The 23,192-nt window shown below is 37.6% G+C and carries 25 protein-coding genes; 23 read left to right on the forward strand and 2 right to left on the reverse strand.

Features of this window, described 5'->3' with window-relative positions; genetic code table 11:
• Positions 1-190 precede the first annotated feature (190 nt).
• From proB to BUC45_RS02735, 4 genes are all read left to right on the forward strand, one after another.
• The gene (gene proB, locus BUC45_RS02720; RefSeq protein WP_366749577.1) at positions 191-1,000 is read left to right on the forward strand and encodes a glutamate 5-kinase; all 810 of its coding nucleotides are present in this window, start codon (positions 191-193) and stop codon (positions 998-1,000) included.
• A 19-nt stretch (positions 1,001-1,019) separates the two neighbouring features.
• Positions 1,020-2,258 carry a glutamate-5-semialdehyde dehydrogenase gene (locus tag BUC45_RS02725; RefSeq protein WP_296970246.1) on the forward strand — a complete coding sequence of 413 codons (1,239 nt, stop codon included), beginning with the start codon at positions 1,020-1,022 and terminating at the stop codon, positions 2,256-2,258.
• Between the two features lie 360 nt (positions 2,259-2,618).
• The gene (gene amrS / locus BUC45_RS02730) at positions 2,619-3,617 is read left to right on the forward strand and encodes an AmmeMemoRadiSam system radical SAM enzyme (protein ID WP_296970122.1); all 999 of its coding nucleotides are present in this window, start codon (positions 2,619-2,621) and stop codon (positions 3,615-3,617) included.
• A gap of 179 nt (positions 3,618-3,796) precedes the next feature.
• Positions 3,797-4,993, forward strand: coding sequence for an MFS transporter (locus BUC45_RS02735; protein WP_366749579.1), 1,197 nt, complete (start codon positions 3,797-3,799; stop codon positions 4,991-4,993).
• Positions 4,994-5,052: 59 nt separating this feature from the next.
• Here BUC45_RS02735 and BUC45_RS02740 read toward each other — a convergent pair whose 3' ends face one another.
• Together BUC45_RS02740 and BUC45_RS02745 are read right to left on the reverse strand one after the other, a co-directional pair.
• Positions 5,053-5,475, reverse strand: coding sequence for a DUF86 domain-containing protein (locus tag BUC45_RS02740; protein ID WP_296970249.1), 423 nt, complete (start codon positions 5,473-5,475; stop codon positions 5,053-5,055).
• On the reverse strand, positions 5,462-5,893 hold the full coding sequence (locus BUC45_RS02745) for a nucleotidyltransferase domain-containing protein (RefSeq protein ID WP_296970124.1): 432 nt from the start codon (positions 5,891-5,893) through the stop codon (positions 5,462-5,464). The genes BUC45_RS02740 and BUC45_RS02745 overlap by 14 nt, the downstream gene beginning before the upstream one ends.
• Before the next feature lie 262 nt (positions 5,894-6,155).
• Here BUC45_RS02745 and rpmE point away from each other — a divergent pair, with 262 nt between their 5' ends.
• The 19 genes from rpmE (at position 6,156) to BUC45_RS02840 (ending at position 23,149) form a co-directional block, all read left to right on the forward strand.
• Positions 6,156-6,365, forward strand: coding sequence for a 50S ribosomal protein L31 (gene rpmE / locus BUC45_RS02750; protein WP_296970126.1), 210 nt, complete (start codon positions 6,156-6,158; stop codon positions 6,363-6,365).
• 78 nt (positions 6,366-6,443) lie between these two features.
• Positions 6,444-7,301 (forward strand): DUF1385 domain-containing protein, encoded by an 858-nt coding sequence (locus tag BUC45_RS02755; protein ID WP_296970127.1) that lies wholly within the window; start codon positions 6,444-6,446, stop codon positions 7,299-7,301.
• A 30-nt stretch (positions 7,302-7,331) separates the two neighbouring features.
• Positions 7,332-8,402 carry a peptide chain release factor 1 gene (gene prfA, locus BUC45_RS02760; RefSeq protein ID WP_013779159.1) on the forward strand — a complete coding sequence of 357 codons (1,071 nt, stop codon included), beginning with the start codon at positions 7,332-7,334 and terminating at the stop codon, positions 8,400-8,402.
• A gap of 18 nt (positions 8,403-8,420) precedes the next feature.
• Positions 8,421-9,278, forward strand: coding sequence for a peptide chain release factor N(5)-glutamine methyltransferase (prmC, locus tag BUC45_RS02765; protein WP_296970129.1), 858 nt, complete (start codon positions 8,421-8,423; stop codon positions 9,276-9,278).
• Between the two features lie 38 nt (positions 9,279-9,316).
• The gene (locus BUC45_RS02770; RefSeq protein WP_296970131.1) at positions 9,317-10,360 is read left to right on the forward strand and encodes an L-threonylcarbamoyladenylate synthase; all 1,044 of its coding nucleotides are present in this window, start codon (positions 9,317-9,319) and stop codon (positions 10,358-10,360) included.
• Between the two features lie 14 nt (positions 10,361-10,374).
• A complete protein-coding gene (locus BUC45_RS02775; protein ID WP_296970133.1) occupies positions 10,375-10,827 on the forward strand; it encodes a low molecular weight protein arginine phosphatase in 453 nt (150 codons plus the stop codon).
• Between the two features lie 64 nt (positions 10,828-10,891).
• A complete protein-coding gene (rpiB, locus tag BUC45_RS02780) occupies positions 10,892-11,335 on the forward strand; it encodes a ribose 5-phosphate isomerase B (RefSeq protein WP_013779155.1) in 444 nt (147 codons plus the stop codon).
• A 41-nt stretch (positions 11,336-11,376) separates the two neighbouring features.
• Positions 11,377-12,615, forward strand: coding sequence for a serine hydroxymethyltransferase (glyA, locus tag BUC45_RS02785; RefSeq protein ID WP_013779154.1), 1,239 nt, complete (start codon positions 11,377-11,379; stop codon positions 12,613-12,615).
• A gap of 18 nt (positions 12,616-12,633) precedes the next feature.
• Positions 12,634-13,263: a uracil phosphoribosyltransferase gene (gene upp / locus BUC45_RS02790; protein WP_013779153.1), complete on the forward strand. Its 630-nt coding sequence runs from the start codon at positions 12,634-12,636 to the stop codon at positions 13,261-13,263.
• Between the two features lie 351 nt (positions 13,264-13,614).
• Complete coding sequence (locus tag BUC45_RS02795) at positions 13,615-14,529, forward strand: dihydrodipicolinate synthase family protein (protein WP_296970135.1); 915 nt, start codon at positions 13,615-13,617, stop codon at positions 14,527-14,529.
• The gene (locus BUC45_RS02800; RefSeq protein WP_296970137.1) at positions 14,526-15,161 is read left to right on the forward strand and encodes a GDSL-type esterase/lipase family protein; all 636 of its coding nucleotides are present in this window, start codon (positions 14,526-14,528) and stop codon (positions 15,159-15,161) included. Before BUC45_RS02795 ends, BUC45_RS02800 begins: the two co-directional genes overlap by 4 nt.
• Before the next feature lie 175 nt (positions 15,162-15,336).
• A complete protein-coding gene (locus BUC45_RS02805) occupies positions 15,337-16,743 on the forward strand; it encodes an extracellular solute-binding protein (protein ID WP_296970139.1) in 1,407 nt (468 codons plus the stop codon).
• A gap of 75 nt (positions 16,744-16,818) precedes the next feature.
• Positions 16,819-17,700: a sugar ABC transporter permease gene (locus BUC45_RS02810; protein WP_296970251.1), complete on the forward strand. Its 882-nt coding sequence runs from the start codon at positions 16,819-16,821 to the stop codon at positions 17,698-17,700.
• Entirely contained in the window at positions 17,697-18,530 is an 834-nt protein-coding gene (locus BUC45_RS02815) for a carbohydrate ABC transporter permease (protein ID WP_296970141.1), read from the forward strand. Before BUC45_RS02810 ends, BUC45_RS02815 begins: the two co-directional genes overlap by 4 nt.
• 32 nt (positions 18,531-18,562) lie before the next feature.
• Positions 18,563-19,285 (forward strand): N-acetylmannosamine-6-phosphate 2-epimerase, encoded by a 723-nt coding sequence (locus BUC45_RS02820; RefSeq protein WP_296970143.1) that lies wholly within the window; start codon positions 18,563-18,565, stop codon positions 19,283-19,285.
• A gap of 26 nt (positions 19,286-19,311) precedes the next feature.
• On the forward strand, positions 19,312-20,217 hold the full coding sequence (locus BUC45_RS02825; protein ID WP_296970145.1) for an ROK family protein: 906 nt from the start codon (positions 19,312-19,314) through the stop codon (positions 20,215-20,217).
• On the forward strand, positions 20,214-21,068 hold the full coding sequence (locus tag BUC45_RS02830; protein ID WP_366749601.1) for a MurR/RpiR family transcriptional regulator: 855 nt from the start codon (positions 20,214-20,216) through the stop codon (positions 21,066-21,068). Before BUC45_RS02825 ends, BUC45_RS02830 begins: the two co-directional genes overlap by 4 nt.
• Before the next feature lie 174 nt (positions 21,069-21,242).
• Positions 21,243-22,652: a methyl-accepting chemotaxis protein gene (locus BUC45_RS02835; protein ID WP_296970146.1), complete on the forward strand. Its 1,410-nt coding sequence runs from the start codon at positions 21,243-21,245 to the stop codon at positions 22,650-22,652.
• Positions 22,653-22,723: 71 nt separating this feature from the next.
• A complete protein-coding gene (locus tag BUC45_RS02840; protein ID WP_296970148.1) occupies positions 22,724-23,149 on the forward strand; it encodes a dCMP deaminase family protein in 426 nt (141 codons plus the stop codon).
• The last annotated feature ends 43 nt before the right edge of the window (positions 23,150-23,192 follow it).

A 23,192-nucleotide genomic window follows, 5' to 3' on the forward strand; every position in this document is an offset into this window, starting at 1 on the left:
GTTGCAAAACTAAGTATTTTAGAATTTGTAATTACACTGCCCTAAAAACATGATATAATAAGGACTATGGTCAATGATTCTGTTATCAAATAATACAGGAAAAAAGGATTGCATTATTGCATATATGTGTTATAATTATACAATATAATGCATAATTATAAAAACTTTAAATATACTTGGGGTGAAAGCTTTGAAAGCAGACATATATAAAACCATAGTGGTCAAAGTCGGAACAACGACGCTTGTTCACGAAAATGGAAAGTTAAATATAGCCGGAATGGAAAAATTAGTAAGGGTAATTTCCAACATCAAAAATGGCGGGAAAAATGTTGTTTTAGTTACATCAGGAGCTGTAGGAACAGGGGCAGGAAGGCTCGGGATAAAAGGGAAAAGCGATATTATAATAAAACAGGCTTTAGCAGCGGTGGGACAGGGCATATTGATGCAGTTTTATGAAAAATTATTTTTGGAGTATGGCATAAATGTAGCTCAGATATTGCTTACAAAGGATGATTTAGAAAATGGTGTCAGACGTCAAAATGCCTTTAATACTTTGACTACCCTTTTTGAGTTCGATGTTGTTCCTATAGTAAATGAAAATGATACAATTGCAGTAGAAGAAATCGTATATGGTGACAACGATACATTAGCAGCAGTTGTAGCTACGCTGATTGATGCAGACCTTTTAGTCCTTCTTTCAGATGTAGATGGCCTATATACCTTGCCGCCACATGAACCCGGAGCAGAAAAAATACCTTATGTTAAAGAGATTACACCTGAGATTGAGGCAATAGCAGAAGGCACTTATTCAAATTTAGGAACAGGCGGTATGCAAAGCAAGATAAAGGCAGCAAAAATTGCTACTGAAGCGGGTATTGCTATGGCTATTATCGATGGGGAAAATCCTACTGATATTTATAATATTTTAGATGGGACGAATTGTGGAACATTTTTTGAGCCAAAAAGCAAGGCATGTACATCAAAAAAAAACGTGATTTAATGGAGTGATTTTTTTGAGTATGGTTTTAGATATAGCTAAAAAAGCCAAGGAAGCATCTTGTAAAATAGCCGGTATTTCCACAGCAGTTAAAAATGATGCGCTTCGCATGATGGCAGAAGCACTTGAACAAATGAAAGATGAAATAATTGAGGCAAATGAAAAAGATGTTGCAAAAGCTCGTGAAATAGGTTTAAAGGAAGCATTAATAGAAAGACTTATGTTAAACAGTACTCGGGTTGATGGCATGATAAAAGAGCTTTTGGCTCTTATTGACCTTCCCGATCCTGTAGGAAATGGTACAGTGATTAAGCGGCCCAATGGTCTCACCTTATTAAAACAAAAGGTGCCGTTGGGTGTAGTCGGCATAATATATGAATCTCGTCCTAACGTTACTTCGGATGCTGCAGGCCTTTGCATAAAAGCAGGAAACAGTGTCATCCTTAGAGGTGGGTCTGAGGCAATTAATTCTAATAAAGCTATAGTTAAGGCACTTTGCCAAGGGCTTGAAAAGGCAAATCTTCCCACATACTGCATACAACTAATAGAAGATACCAATCGAGAGAGGATTCAAGAACTTTTCCAAATGAGGGATTATGTCGATGTATTGATTCCTCGCGGTGGCAGTGCTCTAATTAAAAATGTTGTGGAAAATTCCAGGATACCTGTGATAGAAACCGGTGAAGGCAATTGCCACATATATGTTGATGAATTTGCCGATCTTAATATGGCAAAAAGTATCCTGATAAATGCAAAGACCAGCAGACCTTCTGTATGTAATGCAGCGGAGAAACTGCTTGTTCACGAGAAAATTGCTCATGCATTTTTACCGGAGGCTTTGCAAGAACTGCAAAACTGTGGAGTAGAGATTCGCGGATGTGAAAGAACGAGGAAGATTTACCCAAATGTTGTGCCTATAAAAGCAGAAGATTGGTCTATTGAATATCTCGACATGGTTATCGGTGTTAAAGTGGTAGACAGTATCGATGAAGCCATGGAGCATATCAACCGTTTCGGGACAGGCCATTCTGAAGCCATTATTACTAAAGACTACGAAAGGGCAAATTTATTCCTCTCAGGGGTGGATGCGGCTTGCGTATATGTGAATGCCTCCACACGGTTTACTGATGGAGGCGAATTTGGCATGGGGGCAGAAATAGGAATCAGCACACAAAAACTCCATGCTAGGGGGCCAATGGGACTTGACGAACTTACTACAACAAAATATTTGATTTTGGGTAATGGCCAGGTACGCAATTAATGAATATGGTCGAAAGTTAAAGTATTTTTAATATAGATGAATTTTGATTATTAGAGCGTTTTAAGACGCTCTTTTTTCACATATGAAATGATTTTTCGAAAATATTTTTAGAGCGAAGAATCTTATTTAATCCTTACAAAGATCCTTTACTGCGTTCAAGATTACAAGTCGTTTTCAACCTCTGAATAGTAGCCATCCTTGTATAAATAATGTCTTATAGCGGGTAGAACCCTTGTAAAAACATTATATTTAAAGTTATAATGTAGTTGTGGAAAGGTCCGTATAAATGGGGAGTGTAGCGCGATAATAGATTTAAGGAGGTTAAAGGCGGTTTCTTTTAACAAAAACCACCAATCTGATATGAAAGAAGCTATGTATTACAAAAAAAACAATGATGGTACCATCGAATGTGGTCTATGCCCTCATCATTGCAGGATTAGCCAAGGTCGAAGCGGTATTTGCAGGGTTAGGAAGAATATTGACGGTAAATTATATTCCATGAATTATGGCAGGGTTTCATCTTTGGCTATGGATCCTATAGAAAAAAAGCCTCTGTATCATTTTTACCCCGGCAGCATGATTTTTTCCGTCGGCGGTGCAGGATGCAATTTTAGATGCAAATTCTGCCAGAATTGGCAAATTGCACAACTTACGGATATTCCAACTAGCAAAGTATCGGCAGAGGAATTGATAAATGCAGCCAAACAGCGGCAAGACAATATAGGGATAGCTTATACCTATAATGAGCCGACTATATGGTATGAATTTGTACTAGAATGTGCAAAACTAGCTAAGCGTGAAGGCTTAAAGAATGTGCTTATTACCAATGGCTTTATCGAGAAAGAACCGCTGCAAGAAATCCTCCCATTTATCGATGCTATGAATATTGATGTAAAGGCTTTTCACGAAGACTTTTATAAAGACATGGTTTCCGGACAACTTTTACCGGTAAAGGAAACCGTAGAAGAGGCACAGAGAAAATGCCATGTGGAAATAACTACACTTATCATTCCGGGCATAAATGATAGCATGGAAGAGATAAAAGCTCTCGCACAGTGGCTTTCATCACTAAGAAAGGATATACCCTTGCATCTCACTCGTTATTTCCCTAATTATAGACTCGATATTTTGCCAACTCCTGTAGAAAAAATAAAAATGGCACGAGATACTGCAATGAAATACTTAGACTATGTATACACCGGTAATATGATAGATGAAATCGGCGGCAATACTTACTGCCCCTCGTGTGGCAAACTCATTATTGAAAGGGCAGGCTATCGGGTACAAGTGAAAACGGAAGATAATAAATGCCCAAAATGCGGGACACCAATTTTGCTGACTAAAGATAGTGCAAAATAGAAGGAATATGTCTATTTCCCAGGAAATATAACCTGTGACGTCGAAAATATTACAAAATAGCGAAATTAAGACATAAAAAACAGAGAGGAGAAAATGACATAGACACTAAACCAGCAAATATTATTGAATCATTTAAAATACTTGATGGCAATGCCAGGACTTGTGTAATATTTGAGCCTATGTGGGGCATACCTTATGTACTCTATAATTTTTATTTAAGTCTTTATATGAAAAGTCAGGGTATAACAGATAAACAAATAGGTTTTCTGATATCTCTGGGTTTTATTTCAGCTATAATTTTTTCCATGCTTGCTGGGCCGATAACAGATACTTTAGGAAGAAGAAAAACGACGCTGATTTTTGATATTATAGGTTGGCCATGCTCAATTCTAATATATGCACTTGCTCACAACTTTTGGATGTTTGCCCTTGGCATTATTGTCAATGGTGCTCACAGAGTTACTGCAGTTTCCTTCAATCTTATGGTCATAGAAGATTCTAGCAATGAACAACGCTTTGCGGCATTTAATCTAATCAACATAATAAATATATCAGCAGGCCTACTAACTCCTATTGCAGGAATAGCTGTAAAATTATATGGTATTGTTAAGGCTGAAAGGTTCTTTTTAATTTTTGCAGTAATAAGTATGACTGTTATGATGATTTTGCGCTACCATTTTCATACCGAAACCTTAATAGGCCAAACAATATTGCAAGAACGGCTTGAGCATGATAAAAAGTCTGGTCTAAATAAAGGCATATATAGAGAAGTAGCCGCAGATTTACGATTAGAACCTACGATTTTAATGATAATGAGTGTTGTCATACTATTTAACATGTACACTACAATTGGGACACATTTGAGTCTATACTTTGCGCCATATATGTCAGAGGTGTTGGGAATTGAAAAATCTATGATTTCATTGCTGGGTGTTGCAAATTCTGCAACGATGATTATCGTACTTGTATTTATAAATCCCATTTTAAGTAGAGGCGATATGGTCAATAATATGATAGTAGGTCTAATACTACAAGCTGCCGCACTTTTTTTACTTGTCACAATACCAGAAAATAATTTTTTAATTACTGCCTTTTCCCTTGTAATTTTTGCAGCCGGATTTGGAATATTTAAGCCTTGCGTAGATTCTATGTTAGCAGAGCTTACAGAAGGCAAAACAAGAGCTACGATTTATTCTTTAGTGAATACAGGTATTTCAATTTTAAGCGCGGCAATGGGATTGATATCAGGGTATATCTATGATTTAAATCCTCGGCTGATATATATAATTTCAATTTTAATTTTAACTTTGTGCATAGCTATTTTAGCCATACTAAAAAGGTCATTACTTGCCGATTATACCGATGTTGCTTTATAAAAACCCTTGTGCAAACCACTTAGAAAAAGTTTGCTACACTCCATTTTATTTCAATGCCTTTAGACTAAAAGTTTATTTACATGTTCTATATAAGAGTTAAAATCATCTAAATTGTTTTGCAAGATATTATAAACCTCTCCATCATCAACATCATCATAGAAATGGACAATCCTATTTCTAAACTTAGCCATCAATTTATAAGATACTGCATCTTCCTTTGGTATGACTTTATATTTATGTAGAATCTCAAAAGTATCACTATAAGTTTTTGGAGTTCCAAGCCCTTTTCGTGATATTATATGGTTTCCAATATCAATCATAGCTTCTATGGCTATTTGAAGATTATATTTTGCAGAATCAAAATTTTTAAAGTCAGAAATAAACTCATCTATAGAAAGTTGGGATAGAACATCTAATTTAGATATGCAATCTTGAATGACTCTAATTTTATCCAAAATTCTTTTTTTATCAATTTGTGCCATATTTTTCACTCAGTCCTTCCTGAAAATCATCATAAAACTTCTTGAGGACAATTCCGTAGTCGCCATAAATGTTAAGTACCTTTTCTTTGAAGTCGGCAAGCAATATTTCATCTCTGCAAAAAAGTAAATCACCGGTATACAATACCTGATGGCTGATATCAATAGGTGATTTGTTTAGATTTACAACATCTATATCATCTCGCTCAAATATTTGGCAGATATCTGATTCAATCTCAAGTTCTTTAAATAGTGTTGGGCTGGTTTCAAACAATATGGCAAAATCCACATCACTGGTTGCATGTTGATACTCTGTACCATAAGAGCCAAAAATATACAATGCGATAATGTTTTCGTTTTGCTTAATATAAGCAATAAGTTCTTGTATTTTATCTTTTATGTTTTCTAAACTTCTTTTCACTCAAATCACCCTTTGTTAACAACTTTAGAAACAAGACAACTCTTTTTTAATTATACCAGAATTTTGCCAAAGTTAAACGGCCTATATTTTATTTTTCCCTGACTAATGCTGATAAAGTTAGAGTAAATAAACTTATAGTATGCAAAGCAGCCTTATAAAAACCCTTGTGCAAAATTATAGCGTGTGCTATAATACAAAAGGTATTTTATTTTTAACAGAAATTAATTTTATATGATAAGATTACAATAAAGAGGTGAAAGGAATGAAGGAAGGAATTCATCCTAAATACGTAAAAGCCACAGTAAGATGCGCTTGTGGAAATACTTTTGAAACAGGCTCAACAAAAGAAGACCTGCGTGTAGAAATATGTTCAAAGTGCCATCCTTTCTTTTCTGGTAAACAAAAACTGGTTGATACCGGTGGCCGTGTGGAAAGATTTAAGAAGAGATATGGCTTAAAAGATGATGAGTAGTCTTAGAAGGTTAGAGGTTGTCTCTGACCTTTTTTCTTAATCTTTTAACCTTTATTTATTAATTTGAGGAGGAAGAAAATGCAGCCAGTCAAACCCAGTATTGGTGGGCAGGCCGTAATTGAGGGTGTTATGATGCGAGGACCTAAAACTACGGCCATTGCTGTTAGAAAAAATGGTGAGATTATTATAAAAACAGAAAAAAACCATTCGATTTCAGATAAATACAAGTTCCTTAAACTGCCCATATTAAGAGGTATAGTGTCATTAATTGAAATGCTGATTTTAGGCATTCAAACTCTGTCGTATTCTGCAAGCATGGCAGGGTATGAGGATGAAGAAGAATTAACGAGTAAGGATATTGCCTTAGCATTAGTTTTTGCTCTGGGATTTGCTATTTTATTGTTTGCGGTTTTACCCACAGTTGCTGTCAAATTTATAAGTAGTAATTTAACAAATCCATTCTTGTTAAGTCTTGCGGAAGGCCTTTTACGAATAGCAATTTTTGTAATATATATCATAGCTATTTCCTCCATGAAGGATATAAGGAGGGTTTTTGAGTATCACGGGGCCGAACATAAGACAGTTCATTGCTATGAGCATGATGAAAAATTAACTCCCGAAAATGCTGAAAAATACTCAACTGTTCATCCCAGGTGCGGAACCAGCTTTATGATGCTTGTAATGGTTGTAAGTATACTATTATTTTCTGTAATTAGCTGGCAGGGGATAATTCAGCGGATATTATCAAGGATAGTTATGCTGCCGCTGGTCGCGGGAATTTCATATGAGCTTATCCAGCTTGCCGGTAAAAGCAATAGCCCACTTATAAAGGCACTGAATGCTCCGGGTATGTGGCTCCAAAGGCTGACTACGCGAGAACCTGACAGGTCTCAATTAGAGGTGGCTATAGCAGCGATAAAAGGCGTTTTAAATTGAGTTTTGTGCGAACTACAGGAAGGTGATTATATGATAGAAAAATTGGAAATCATAGAAAAGAAATATGATGAATTGACGAAAAAAATAGCAGATCCGGAAATTATAGCAAGGCAGGAAGAATGGATAGGTCTTACAAAAGAACATGCTTCTCTCGAAGAAATTGTGACGAACTTTAGAGAATATAAAGAGGTTTTAAAGCAGTTGGAAGAAAATTCCGAGCTTTTAGAAGATGCTGCTGGTGATATTGAAATGGAACAGCTCATAAAAAGTGAGTTGGAGGCATTAGAAGAAAAAAAATCTAAGCTCCAGGAGCAATTGAGAATCCTACTGCTTCCCCAGGATCCTAATGATGACCGAAATGTAATAATGGAGATAAGAGCAGGAACCGGCGGCGATGAAGCTGCTCTTTTTGCGGGGGATTTGTTCCGTATGTACAGCCGATATGCAGAGAAACAAGGTTGGAAAGTTGAGATTATAGATTCAAATCCTACTGAACTTGGAGGGTTTAAGGAAGTCATATTTGAAATTAATGGCAAGGGTGCTTACAGCCGTTTAAAGTATGAATCCGGCGTCCATAGGGTGCAGCGGGTTCCATCTACAGAGGCCGGTGGCAGGATTCATACTTCTGCAGCTACGGTTGCGGTTTTGCCTGAGGCCCATGAAGTTGATATTGAGATAAATCCGGATGACCTTAGAATAGATATATACAGAGCGTCAGGGCATGGAGGCCAGGGAGTTAACACCACCGACTCGGCGGTAAGAATAACACACATTCCTACCGGTTTAGTGGTTACATGCCAAGACGAGCGCTCACAGCTCAAAAACAAGGATAAAGCCATGAAGGTTTTACGAGCACGACTTTTGGAAAAAGTTCAAGAAGAGCAGGAACGTGAGATAGCGCAAAACCGCAGAAGCCAGGTAGGCTCTGGTGACCGCAGCGAAAGGATACGCACGTACAACTTTCCGCAGGGGAGAATTACAGATCATCGTATTAATCTAACTACTCATCAACTTACAAATGTATTACAGGGAGAGCTTGATGAATTAATAGATGCATTAGTGGCAGAGGATCAAGCTAAAAAACTGGCTCAAGCAGAATAAAAAAAGGGAGTTTTATCGTTGAAGGTAAGGGAAGCCTTAATGATAGGGAGAAAAAGACTTTCCGATGCGGGTGTAGCAAACCCTGCCCTGGATTCGGAACTGATATTGGGATATGTTTTGGGGAAGGACCGGCTTAAACTATTGGTCGATGATGAGATGAGCATTACCAAGCAGCAGCTTGAATGTTTTAATGATTTACTGGCACTTCGATGCCAATCTACACCCATAGCATATATTATAGGCTGGAAGGAGTTTTACGGCCTTAATTTTTATATAAAACCCGGGGTCTTGATTCCCAGACCTGAAACCGAGTTTTTAGTAGAAGAAACTTTAAATGTCATTTATTCTATTGAAAACCCATTGATTGCCGATTTATGTTGCGGAAGTGGAGCTATCTCGGTGGCTGTGGCAGTAAATAATAACAGAGTAAAGGTATATGCTTCGGATATATCAGATGTGGCATGTGAAGTAGCAAGGACAAATATAAAATTACACGGGGTGCAAGACCGTGTTTTACTGATGCAGGGAGATTTATGGATGCCTTTTGAAGAAAGAAATATCAGGGGTTTTGATGTGGTCGTTTCAAATCCTCCATACATTTCTAAGGAAGAACTTTCTACCCTCCCTGATGATGTTAAAAACGAACCGCAAATTGCACTAAATGGTGGTACCGGTGGACTTGAGTTCTACCGAAGGATAGTTTCGAAAGCTCCGGAATTTTTAAAAATCGACGGCAGGATTATTTTTGAAATAGGTTGGAATCAAGCTCGCGATGTAGAAATTATGCTAAAAGAAACCGGATTTCAAGATATAAAAGTAATAAAAGATTATGCAGGCTTTGACAGAGTAATTTCAGGTGTTTTTTGCGGCCTATAACGGTGAGGCTAAAGCTATTTAAAAAGAAGGTTAAATTAATGTTAAACACTCAAATAGTTTCCGTTGATAAAAACCGGCCGGAAGATTATAAAATAAAAAAGGCGGCAGAAATAATAAAAACAGGAGGTCTGGTTGCTTTTCCCACTGAAACAGTTTACGGGCTGGGCGGCAATGCTTTAGATGAACATGTGGCAAAAAAGATATATGCTGCTAAAGGAAGGCCGCAAGACAATCCGCTAATTGTTCACATTCATTCTCTTTCCCAACTTGATGAACTTGTAAAAGAAATCCCCACAAGGGCTGCTGTTTTGATGGACAAGTTTTGGCCGGGCCCCCTTACAATTATATTTCACAAAAGGGATATAATACCATATAGCACTACAGGAGGTCTTGATACGGTGGCTATTAGGATGCCGGCTCATCCTGTAGCCCTTGAACTGATTAAGGAGTCAGGAGTTCCTATAGCCGCACCCAGTGCTAATATCTCAGGAAGGCCTAGCCCTGCATGTGCTGAGGATGTTGCAGAAGATTTATTTGGAAAGATTGAAATGATTCTAGATGGAGGCCCAACATCGGTGGGTGTAGAGTCTACCGTTTTGGATCTTTCCGAAAAAGTGCCTATTATTCTAAGACCGGGCGGAGTTACTAAAGAGGATTTAGAAGATGTTCTGGGGTGTGTAAACTTGGATCCGGGCCTTGCTCCGGGAGAAAAGCCCCGCTCACCGGGACAGAAATACCGGCATTATGCTCCAAAAGCCCAAATGACTGTTATAGAAGGTTGTGTGGAAAACCAAGTTAAAACTATCCAAGAGTTAACAAAGCAGTTGGAAAGCGGTGGACTTAAAGTAGGCATAATGGCAACGGCGCAGACCCGGCACCTATACACAAGGGGTTATGTCATTTCCGTAGGTGATAGAACGGCACCGCTTACAATTTCATCAAACCTTTTCACCATTTTAAGGAAATTTGATCGTCTAGGAGTAGATAGGATTCTGGCTGAGGGTATTTCTAAAGACGGTATTGGCCTTGCGGTGATGAACAGACTTTACAAAGCGGCGGGATATAAGATTTTGAAGGTGTAGGAGGTGCTTTGATATTGAAAAAAGTAGTATTTGTCTGCACCGGCAATACATGCCGTAGCAGTATGGCAGAAGCCCTTTTCAAAAAAATGCTCAGCGACTTGGGAAAGCATAAAGAAATTGAGGTTTTTTCCTGCGGCATAGGTGCTATTGAAGGGCAACCGGCCTCTGAAAATGCAAAGAAGGTCATGGAAATGGAAGGAATAGATTTGGAGGCACACAGGGCAAAACCCTTTACTAGGGATATGTTAGAGGCAGATCTTATTCTTACGATGACTCAGAGCCATAAAGATTATATAATCAATAGATTTCCTGAGGCTAAAGGTAAAGTTTTTACATTAGGAGAATTTGCAGGCGATAATATGGAAATCAGTGATCCCTTTGGTCATGGTGTAGAAGTATATAAGATGGTAGCTGAGGAAATTAAACAAAAATTAAGAAAAGTAATTGAAAGGCTGGAAAACAACTAGACAACATTCGTAAATTAAGTATATAATTAACGAAGATAATTTTAAAATGCAAGGAGGGAAAGAGTTGACCATAGCGATAGCAAGCGACCACGGCGGTTATGAATTAAAAAAAGAGATAATGAAATATCTTGATAAAAGTAAGATAGATTACAAAGATATGGGAGTGTTTTCCACCGAATCCGTAGATTATCCGGATATAGCTATTCCTTGCGCAGAGGCTGTTGCCAGGGGAGAATTTGAAAAGGGCATAATAATTTGCGGCACAGGAATAGGCGTATGTATTGCCGCCAATAAGGTAAAAGGTATTCGGGCGGCACTGTGTCATGATACTTTTTCTGCTCGGATGTCAAGACAGCATAATAATGCTAACGTTTTGACTATGGGCGGTAGAGTTATTGGCCCGGGGCTTGCCATAGATATTGTAAAAGAATGGCTTGCTGGTGATTTTGAAGGAAATCGCCATGAGCGCAGAGTGGAAAAGATAAGCGAATATGAAAACAGCATATAAATAAGTTTAATTCCTAACAATTAAAAAAGAGGTGTTCAAAATTGGATATACTTAAACTTGTAGACCCTGAAATAGCTGATGCTATTGAAAAAGAAACTTACCGTCAGCAGTACAAGCTGGAGATGATTGCTTCTGAAAACTTTACAAGTAAAGCAGTTATGGAAGCTCAAGGTTCGGTGCTTACTAATAAATACGCAGAGGGTTACCCCGGCAGGCGTTATTATGGCGGTTGTGAGTTTGTAGACATTGTAGAAAATATTGCCAGAGATCGAGCAAAGAAGTTATTTTCTGCAGAACATGTAAATGTTCAGCCGCACTCTGGTTCTCAAGCTAATATGGGAGTCTATTTTGCTTATCTTAATTACGGTGATAAAGTCTTAGGCATGAATCTTGCCCATGGCGGTCACCTTACACATGGAAGTCCGGTAAATATCTCAGGAAAATACTTTGAGTTTATTCCATACGGTGTTTCCAAAGAAACCGGATATATCGACTATGATGAATTGGAAGCCTTGGCACAAGAACACAAGCCCAAAATGATAGTAGCGGGTGCCAGCGCATATCCCAGAATAATTGACTTTGAAAGGATTTCCCAAATTGCAAAACAAGTTGGAGCCTATGTTATGGTAGATATGGCTCATATAGCAGGTTTAGTAGCAGCCGGTTTGCATCCGAATCCCGTTCCTATCTGTGATTTCGTTACAACAACGACTCACAAAACTCTCAGAGGTCCGCGAGGTGGCGTGATATTTTGTAAACAGGAATATGCCAAAGCAATAGACAAGGCCATTTTCCCCGGAATTCAGGGCGGACCTTTGATGCATGTGATCGCTGCTAAAGCTGTTTGCTTAAAAGAGGCATCAACTGATGAATTTGTCGAATATCAGAATCAAGTGGTAAGAAATGCGAAAGCTTTGGCTAAAGCCCTTTTAGGCAAGGGATACAACCTAATTTCCGGAGGCACAGACAACCATTTGATATTAATTGATATGCGGTGCAAGAACCTAACAGGAAAAGAGGCAGAACACCTCTTGGAGGAAGTAGGAATTACAGTAAATAAAAATGCTATTCCATTTGATCCGGAAAGTCCTAATGTCACTAGCGGCATACGAGTAGGGACACCTGCTCTTACTTCCAGAGGAATGAAAGAACAGGAGATGGAAAGGATTGCAGAGCTGATGGATGAAGCTCTTACCAAGGGCCAAGATGAACGTATAAAGGCGAAAATATCCAAAGCGGTTAAAGCCCTATGTGAGCAATTTCCACTCTATTCTAAGTAAAACAGGAGGTTGCCATCCATGGAAAATGTATTTGTATTGGACCATCCTTTGATTCAGCATAAACTGGCTTTGATTAGAGATGAAAACACTGGTTCAAAAGAATTTCGCGAGCTAGTGGAAGAAGTGGCTGTTCTTATGGCCTATGAAGCAACGAGAAACATGCCATTAGAAGAAACGGAAGTAAAAACTCCGGTAGGTCCGGCGAAAGTTAAAGTGCTCTCAGGCAAAAAAATGGGCATAATTCCCATACTACGAGCAGGTCTTGGTATGGTAAACGGCATGTTGAAACTAATTCCGGCAGCAAGGGTTGGCCATATCGGCCTATACCGGGATCCTGATACCCTTTTGCCGGTAGAGTATTACTGCAAATTACCATCTGATGTAAGCGAGCGAGAACTGATTATATTAGATCCAATGCTGGCTACGGGAGGATCTGCTGCCAAAGCGGTAGAGATTCTCAAAGAAAAGGGAGCAACCAATATAAAACTCATGTGCTTAATAGCTGCCCCCGAAGGGATAGAAGCTGTCCACGAAAAACATCCTGATGTAGAAATATACACTGCTTCCATTGATGAAAAATTAAACTCCCACGGCTACATAGTTCCCGGCCTAGGCGATGCCGGCGACAGGCTGTATGGAACGAAATAAAGATAAACGAGGCTGTCCTATTTAGGACGGCCTATTTTACACTAAGGAGGTACCTAACTGCTTTTTAAGCGGTGAAAGTATCTCCTCATTTGTTTTATATCATGATTAACCCTAACTTCACGCTGAAAACTATTTCTATGAATTTCGAAAACCTTCCATTCTGGATTAATATAGCTCGTATATTTTATAAAGACTCTGGACAATTTATCATTTCAACAGTTTTTTAATTTGCATTTTATAAATAAAAATTTTTTCCAGGATTTAAGATTATGAAAAAAACTATTTACATTCTCATTTTTTTATGATATATTTTATTTAAACAATTTAAAAAACAGGCGGGAGATAAAAGTGATGCTGGAAAAATTTAAAGGCGTTTTCCCTGCTTTATATGCTTGTTATGATGAGGCAGGGGAAATATCAAGAGAAAGAACAATGAGTTTATGCAATTACCTTTATGAAAAAGGCGTAAAAGGCCTTTACGTAGGTGGAAGTTCAGGTGAGTGTATATATCAAAGCCTAGAAGAAAGAAAAGCTACGTTAAAGTATGCGTCTGAAGCGGCAAAAGGTAAGCTTACACTTATTGCACATGTAGGCGCACCTTCTACAAGAGAAAGCAAGATACTTGCAGGATATGCTGCAGAATTAGGCTACGACGGATTATCGGCAATTTCACCAATATATTTTAAGTTGCCTGAAAGTTCTATCTACAACTACTGGACTGAAATAATAGATTCAACAGACCTGCCATTTTTTATCTACAATATACCACAGACTACAGGATATAGTCTTTCCTTAGATTTGTTTAAAAAGATGCTTACGAATAAAAAGGTTAAAGGAGTAAAAAATTCTTCCATGCCGGTGCTTGACATTGAAAGGTTCAAAAGAGCCGGAGGCGATGACATCATAGTATTTAACGGTCCTGACGAGCAGTATGTTGCAGGAAGATTAATGGGTGCCGATGGAGGAATAGGGGGTACCTATGGGGTAATGCCGGAACTATTCCTTGCGGCAGAAGAATTTGTAACATCCGGCAGCTTTAAAAATGCCAGGGCAATTCAAGGCGACATTAATGATATTATTATAGCATTAACTTCACTTAATGGGTCAATGTATTCTGCAATAAAGGAAATTTTAAAATTAAGAGGAGTAGATATCGGCAGTGTAAGGGCGCCGCTTGAACCTGTATCCGGAGCAGATTTAAACAAAATAAAGGAAATAAAGGAACTTATTGATACTACAATTCTGAAATGGAAGGAAATAAAATGAGAAGGATAGTATGCTTTGGAGATTCAAATACATGGGGCTATAATGCCGTTACCATGGAAAGATTTTCGGAAGACATCAGGTGGCCATGCCTTTTAGGGAAACTTCTTGGAGATGAATTTCAGGTAATTGAAGAAGGCCTTTGCGGGAGAACCAGTGTCGCAGATGACCCTTTATTTGAAGGCTTGAACGGTTATGAGTATATTTATCCTTGCTTGATGAGCCATGCACCGTCAGAACTTGTAATAATTATGCTCGGTACTAATGATGCTAAAGAAAGGTTTAATCTGACATCTTATAATATAGCACAGGGTATAACAAGACTTGCTCTTAAAGCTAGGAGCGTTCCAGCGGGCAAGGATGGCGGTTTTCCAAAGGTTTTAGTAGTTGCACCACCTCCAATAGGCAGCGAATATTTTAACACTGAAGTAGGAAAATCTATGGGGGCAAACTGTGATATTAAATCTAGCGAACTTGCACATCACCTGGAAGAACTGCTGCAACTTGAGGAAATAGAGTTTCTAGACACAAAAGGAATAGTTTCTATGAACAAGGTGGACTATATGCACCTTGATGAAAAAGGTCATAAAACATTAGCAAATATAGTTTGTAAAAAGGTCAAGCCCTTACTTTAGAGATGTTATAGGATTTTTGACAGGAGGTGGAGGAAAGCCTACGAAAAAAGTGAAACATTATTACAAATAACAAAAACCGTCACCCTGTTTATACTTAATATGTCATACTGAGCGATAGCAAAGGATCTATTAAAAGAATCTATTATAATTATTAATTTCAGGAGGGATTGTATTTATGTTAAGGAAGCGTTTAGTGGCTCTATTGATGGTATCAATACTTATGCTTACATTAGTTGTAGGCTGTGGACAGAAAGCCGAAAACAAGCCTGATGCTGAAGGGGCAAAAGACACAGGCAAGGAGAAAGTAGAGATATCGCTTTGGCTTACACCGCAATGGAAAGGCGTCTTTGAGGCTAATGAAGAAGGTGCTGATTATGACAGCTTCTTCAAATATGCCGCAAAGAGATTTTCCGAGGAATATGAGGATTATGATGTAACAGTAGATGTGCAAGTAATTGCAGGAGACCAGCGTGATGAACTGTTAAATGTTAACTTAAATGGCGGGACACCACCGGATATTTTCTATGAAAGTGTATTCGCAATGGGAGATTATGCACATAGGGGTGCATTGGTTCCCTTAAATGATATCGTAGATGATACTGCTAAAAAAGATATAGCCCAAAACTTCTGGGATGTTGTGACATTTGGCGATGATATTTATTTCTATCCTTTTTCTCACATGCCGGGCACATTAGTTTATAATGCGGATATGTTCAGAGCTGCAGGCCTAGATGAATATATAGGCGGGGAAAATGAAATTAAAACATGGTCATTAGAGGAATTTGAAAAGATTCTAAATACCTTAAAAACAAAACTTCCGAAAGATAAATATACAAATGCTTATCCAATGGCTCTATTTGCTTTAAACAATCAAGGAGACACTTGGAATCTTGCTTACCTAAGGATGTTTGGAAATAAGTTTTTTGATGAAGATGGAAATATAATTTTAAATGACGAAAAAGGTGTTAAAGCCGTAAAATGGCTTAAGAAGATATATGATGCAGGCTTGACAAACCCGGGAGCAGAATCAGTTTCTTCCAATGACTGCAACGCTATGTTCCAAAATCAGCAGCTTGCGATAAGTTTTACTAATTCAGTTTTGTTTAATAATCTAAAGGCTGATATGGAAAGCGGCAAAGTAGCTAAATTTGATGCAAGACTTGCCAACATTCCTTCAGAGAGCGGAGAACCGCTGACCTTTACCTACGTAACAGGCAGCTGTGTATTCAACACTAATGATGAAACTAGAATGAAAGTAAGCAAAGATTTTGTAAAGTTCTTCTCATCAGATCCGGAACTTGTAAAAGCCTCGAAAAATGGTGTTCCGGTAAGAACATCAGTAGCTGAGGAATTCAAGTCAGAAAAACCATTATTTGAAGCATATGATAAAAATTCCAAATACCTATTTAACTTTACGGGAAATGTACCCGGCTATAGTGAGTTAAGACAAGTGCTGTATCCTGAACTACAAGCCTTGTATACCGGCGAAAAGACACCTGAACAGGTCGTTAAAGATTATCAAACAAAGGGTAATGAAGTAATACAGAATGCAAAAAAGAACTCTGTAATTTACAATAAATAGCATTTCGATAAAAAAGAAAGTTTGTCTTAAGCCCTTTTGGGCTTAAGACAAATCATAGAGAGGTAAAAGATATTGATGAAAATCAATAAAAAATCTTTAAAACAAAATCTTACAGGATATTTGTTCATAATGCCACAGCTTTTGCTTTTCTTAATATTTATGGTATATCCCATATTTGAAGGAATAAGACTCAGCTTGTATAAAATCGATTATAAAACTGAAACCTTCGTGGGATTACAAAATTATATTACATTGTTTAAAGATCCTGTATTCACCCAAGCTACAATAAATACTATTATTTTTGTTGTATGTATAGTAGCCCTGACAGTGGTTTTTGCACTATTTGTAGCATCTGCAGTTTTTGATAAAGATGCCAGATATGTATCTTTTATACGTGGATCTTACTATATTCCGGTTATGGTTTCGATGGTAGTTATGAGTATGATCTGGAGCTTTCTACTGAATCCGGCTAATGGACTTATACCTTACTTAGCAAGGCAAGCAGGATTACCGACAGTGAATTTTTTGGGTAACAGGAGTCTTGTAAAACCAGTTATAATATTTATAACCTTTACGACTAATGTGGGCCAGGCCATAATTTTGTATATAGCCGCCATGATTGGTGTGCCCAAAGAAATATTTGAAGCTGCGGAAGTTGATGGAGCAAATAGGCTTGAAGTTATATTCAAAATTCTTATTCCATTAGTAAGACCTACTACCATCTATATAACAATAATCAATATTATTGCGGTTTTGAAGATATTTGTAGTTATTCAACTGCTAACCGGCGGTGGACCCAACAATGCTTCTACGACTTTAATGTACTACTTATACAATAATGCCTTTAAATACAACCGCCTAGGAGTTGCTTCAGCAGTGGGCGTGATCATGTTTATAATCACACTGATTTTGTCGGTGCCGCAATTAAGAGCCATGTTTAGGGGGCAGGAACAATGAAGAAGAAAATTAAAAGAGAAACCGTCGATATAGTAGCCAACATCATAGTAACTTTTTTTGCCATACTAAATCTATTTCCTCTCTACTGGCTTTTTACAAGCTCACTAAAGAATAGTGCAGATGTGGTAAAAATGCCACCTGACTGGATTCCGAAGTCGCCTACTTTTTCCAATTATGTAGATGTGTTTCAGAACCAGCCTGCTTTAAGATGGGCATTTAACAGCATAGTTGTTTCACTTGTTGCAACGATAGGCGTAATTATAGTAAGTTCATTGGCGGCTTACGCATTTTCAAAGCTTGAATTCAAAGGTAAAGATATAATCTTTTTGGTATTTATTTCAAGTTTGATGATACCTAAAGAAGTTATGATAGTACCCCTTTATAGGATTATACAAAATTTTAATATGGCAAACAAACTCAGCGGTATGATATGGCCCAATGTTGCCACTGCCTTTGGAGTGTTTATGTTAAAGGGCTTTTTTGATACTATCCATGATTCATTAAGAGAAGCAGCCATAATTGACGGCGCTAGTGAATTTCAGATTTTTTACAAGATAATGCTGCCGGTTGTTAAACCTGGAATTGGAGCGCTATTTATCCTGAATTTTGTCCAGGTATGGAATGATTATCTATGGCAGTTAGTAGTTGGTCAGGAAAAAAGTGCAAAGACTTTGATGGTTGGCATAGCCACCCTTATGCAGGATTTAAATCCCAACTTTGCTTATAAGATGGCAGGAGCCACTGTAGCTGCAATTCCTATGCTGCTTATATTTATCTTTTTCCAGCAGTATTTTACAAGGGGCATAACCATTGGTTCAGTAAAAGAATAATTTTAAATAATTTTATATATGGAGATATAAAGATGACAGACAATAAGGACAAGATATTTAATCAAATAAAAAACAAACTTATCGTATCTTGCCAGGCACTACCTGATGAGCCACTTCACAGTTCATTTATAATGGGTAAAATGGCCTATGCGGCATACTTAGGCGGAGCCGGTGGGATTAGAGCTAACAGCATTGAAGATATAAGAGAAATAAAAAAGAATGTAAAACTCCCTATAATCGGTATAATAAAAAAAGTTTATGAAGGCTCAGAGGTCTTTATTACACCAACCGAAAATGAAGTCGAATCATTATACAATGAAGGTGTTGACATTATCGCAACAGATGCCACCAAGAGAATAAGGCCGGATGGCACCACAATCAGTGAAATATTTCCGAAACTTAGAGAAAAGTATCCTGACCAAATATTTATGGCAGACTGTTCAACATATGAGGAGGCAAAAAAGGCTTATGAATTGGGATTTGACTGCCTTGGCACTACCTTATGCGGATATACGGAATATACGAAGGATAGAAAGCTGCCGGATTTGGAACTGATAGGAAGGCTTGTCAAAGATTTTGACGTTCCTGTGATAGCCGAAGGCGGTATATGGACTCCTGAAGATATTAAAAAAATATTTAGCTTAGGCGTCCATGCAGCCGTCGTTGGCAGTGCAATAACAAGGCCTATGGAGATAACTAAGAGATTTGTAAGTGCAATTGAGGAAGTAGTGGATTCTGGCATATGTGTTAAATAGATGGATTTTATAAAGGATGATTATTAATGAGGATACTGGCTGCGGATATTGGAGGAACGTCCATAAAACTTGGCATATCTGATGAAAAAGGCAATCTTGAAGTTTTTAAGGAATACCCGTCGGAAGCTAAAAAAGGTGGAAAGTTTCTTGTAGAAAAGCTGATAGACATAATAAGCGGGTATGAAGGGTTTGAAGCTATTGGTATCAGCACTGCAGGACAGGTGGATTGCGAAAAAGGCTCGATTATATATGCCAATGAAAACATACCAAATTACACAGGAACAAAGCTGAAGGATATTTTAGAAAGCAGATTTTGCGTCCTGGTAAAAGTAGAAAATGATGTTAATGCAGCAGCTCTCGGTGAAAAGTATTTTGGAGCAGGCAGAGGGTTTAGCGATTTTCTTTGTCTAACATATGGCACTGGTATCGGCGGGGCAATTATCATAGACTCCAAGCTTTATAAAGGTCATAATGGGATTGCAGCTGAGTTTGGCCACATTGTAACACATCCCCTTGGAATAAAATGCAGCTGCGGCAATTTGGGCTGTTATGAGGCTTATGCGTCTACCAGAGCTCTGGTAGAAAAGGCCGAAAAACTGCTTAAAACCCCCTTGGACGGAAGAGAGATTTTTGATAGAATGAAACAAGGCGATACCCAAATGCAGAATATGGTAAATGAATGGACCTTTGAGATAGCACTAGGGCTTACGTCCCTAATTCACGTATTTAACCCGGCTGCCGTTATCCTGGGTGGAGGGGTCATGGAACAGGATGTGCTTGTAGGTATGATTTCTGATAAAGTACATGGGATGATTATGGAGAGCTTTAGAGATGTTAAAATTATCAAAGCATCCCTCGGAAATAGAGCCGGAGTTCTTGGAGCAGTATCCCTTCATTTGAAAGAGGCGGTAGAAAGAGGTGAGGCACTATAAAATCAGATATATTTTCACAAATTCGCTCAAGGTATAACTTATTTACTAATACTGAAAAGAAAATTGCGGATTATATTCTCGAGCATACAAATGACGTAATTTATATGTCAATTACCGACCTGGCCGATGAGTGCGGTGTGGCAGACTCTAGCATATTTAGATTTTGCAAGACTTTAGATTTTAAAGGGTATCAAGAGTTTAAAATAGCACTTGCTCACAGTATTTCACCTGATGATGAAGGAACTTTTCATCTGTCAAGTCAAATTACCATGGAAGATACCATAAAAGAGATATCTTCAAAGCTGCTTTCAACAAACATCAGCGCCTTAAATGAAACCTATAATCTGATAAAAGAAGAAGATATTGCAAGAGCTGTAGATTATTTTATAGAGGCAAAGAGGATTCACTTTTTTGGCGTTGGAGCCTCGCTCATTACAGCTTTGGAAGCTAAAAATAAGTTTATGAGAATAACAAATAAGACCGAATGTTCTTTAGATTCACATTTGCAAATCATGTCAGCGGCTTTGATGGATGAAAATGATGTAGCAGTTTTAGTTTCCTATTCAGGTTCGACTAAGGATATAATCGAGATTGCCAAAGCGGCAAAGGAAAGAGGCGCCAAAACTATTTGCATTACCAGATTTGCCAAATCACCTCTTACTGCATATTCTGATGTTATTTTGCTGTGCGGTGTAAACGAAGGTCCCCTTCAAAGCGCCAGCTTGTCTGCAAAAATTTCACAGCTTTTCTTGCTCGATATCCTCTATGCCGAGTATTTTAAAAGGACTCGCAAAGAATCCATAGCAAATAAAGAAAATACATCTAAGGCAGTTGTCGAAAAACTGCTTTAATAGATTTTTTGTTTAGCAGCCTTGCTACTTTTTCGTGCTTAAAAAGTAGCAAGGCTTTTTATATTTAAAAATTAAACTTCTATTTTATAGCTGTATATGATAAAATACTAAATATAATGATTATCATCACTATTTGTTTTGATATCAATTATTAATACATGAGGAGGGGAACAGATGTTTTTTGAAAATACAAATAAAATTTTAGATGCAATCATTAAAGAAAAGCCTATATCTACAAAAAATCCAAAAGCTATAAGCGTACTAGAAAAAATAAATAAGTTAGAGAATATAAGAGAAGACACGAGAGAGATGCTGCTAAAAACCATATCTTTGAGCTCTTCACTAGGCAACTTAGAAGTGAATGTGGCATATTTAATAGATGAAATTGAAGCTATTATGAATAAACTGAGTCTTCAAACAGAAAATACCTTGGCTTTTGCAGAAGAAACTACAGCTTCTATGGGAGAAATTGATAAAGCCATAGAAGATAATGTAGAAAATATAGATGCGATTCATAAAAATATCGAAGATATTGTAGTAAACAATAATAAGAATATAGAGAGCATCAAATTAATGGGTGAAGTGTGTGATAAAGTAACAGAAAGCAATAATACTGTCAATATTACCCTAAACAAGCTTTTGGATAATTTAAAGGAAATCGGAAACATCGTTGAGGTAATAGAACAGATTGCAGATCAAACAAATCTTTTAGCATTAAACGCAAGCATAGAAGCTGCACGGGCGGGAGAAGCCGGCAGAGGATTTGCTGTGGTTTCGGAAGAAATAAGGAAATTAGCAGACAGCACTAAAGCAAGCTTAGACAAGTTCAAAAGCTTTACACAAGAAATCCATAAAGATTCTGCTAAGAGCTTAGAAAGCATGAAACAGACTAATGAAGTCATGAAACAAATTCCCTTGGTAACAAGGACTATCAAGGAGGCAGTTGAAAAAAATTTTAATGCCGTTAACCTAATCAAAGGCGATATAGAAGGTTTTGCCGCATCTTTTCAGCAAATAAGTACAGCGATAAATGAAATAACTTCTGCCATGCACAGTCTTTCTACTGAAACCGAAGAAATAGTTAGTATAGTCAATAGACTTGACAGTGATATAAAGAAATTAGAGTCTATTAAGCATGAAATAAATGATATGGATACAGCTTTTATTGAGCAAAATAGAGAATATTATCAAAGATTTATGGACAATGATTGCAAAGTTACAAAAGAAGAATTAGTAAATATTTTAAAAAATGCTAGTAAACAGCATAACTTATGGATGGATATCCTAGAAGAAGCTGTAAGGAATAGCAAGATTATTCCATTACAAGTTGATGCAGATAAATGTGGTTTTGGTCATTTCTACAATTCACTTATAATACAAGACGATGAAATTAAGAAATTATGGGAAAGTATTGACAGATATCACAATGAATTACATGACGCTGGAGAACAAGCTTTACTAGCTATAAGGGATGGAGATATGGAAAAAGCGAATAATTATTATCAGATAGCAAAACAAAGCTCGCAGATGGTATATAAAATCATAGATGAAATAATAAATGTTTTAAATAACCGTAATGCTTAAATATTCTTGCTAATAATTGATTTGCTGTGAAATCTTACACACATACTAACTGCCTGGAAGGAGCTTTTATTATGAGGAAAGACTGGGATAAGTATTTTTTAGAAATAGCATTCAAGGTAAGGGAAAGGTCTACATGCCCAAGGCTTCAGGTGGGTGCTGTAGTGGTGAAGGATAACAGAATAAAAGGAACAGGATACAACGGCAGCCCTTCAGGTATGGATCACTGTGATGATGTAGGGTGTATGATGCGAGGAAACCATTGTGTGCGGACTATTCATGCTGAGGTCAATGCCCTCTTAGAATGTTCTCCTGAAGAACGCAAAGGCGCTACCATATATGTCACCGCTCGCCCCTGTGCAGAGTGTTCTAAACTTATCATAAACTCAGGTATAAAGCGAGTGGTATATGCTATTGAGTACCCACCTGATTATGATTGGTTCAAAGATGCCCCTTGGATAGAAGTGGTTTGTATGCCTAGCAAAGATAACAACTACTAAAAAGCTTGGCATTTAGTTGAGATTGACAAACCATCTTATTTGA

The organism is Tepidanaerobacter sp. EBM-38 (assembly GCA_001896545.1).
GTDB lineage: Bacteria > Bacillota > Thermosediminibacteria > Thermosediminibacterales > Tepidanaerobacteraceae > Tepidanaerobacter.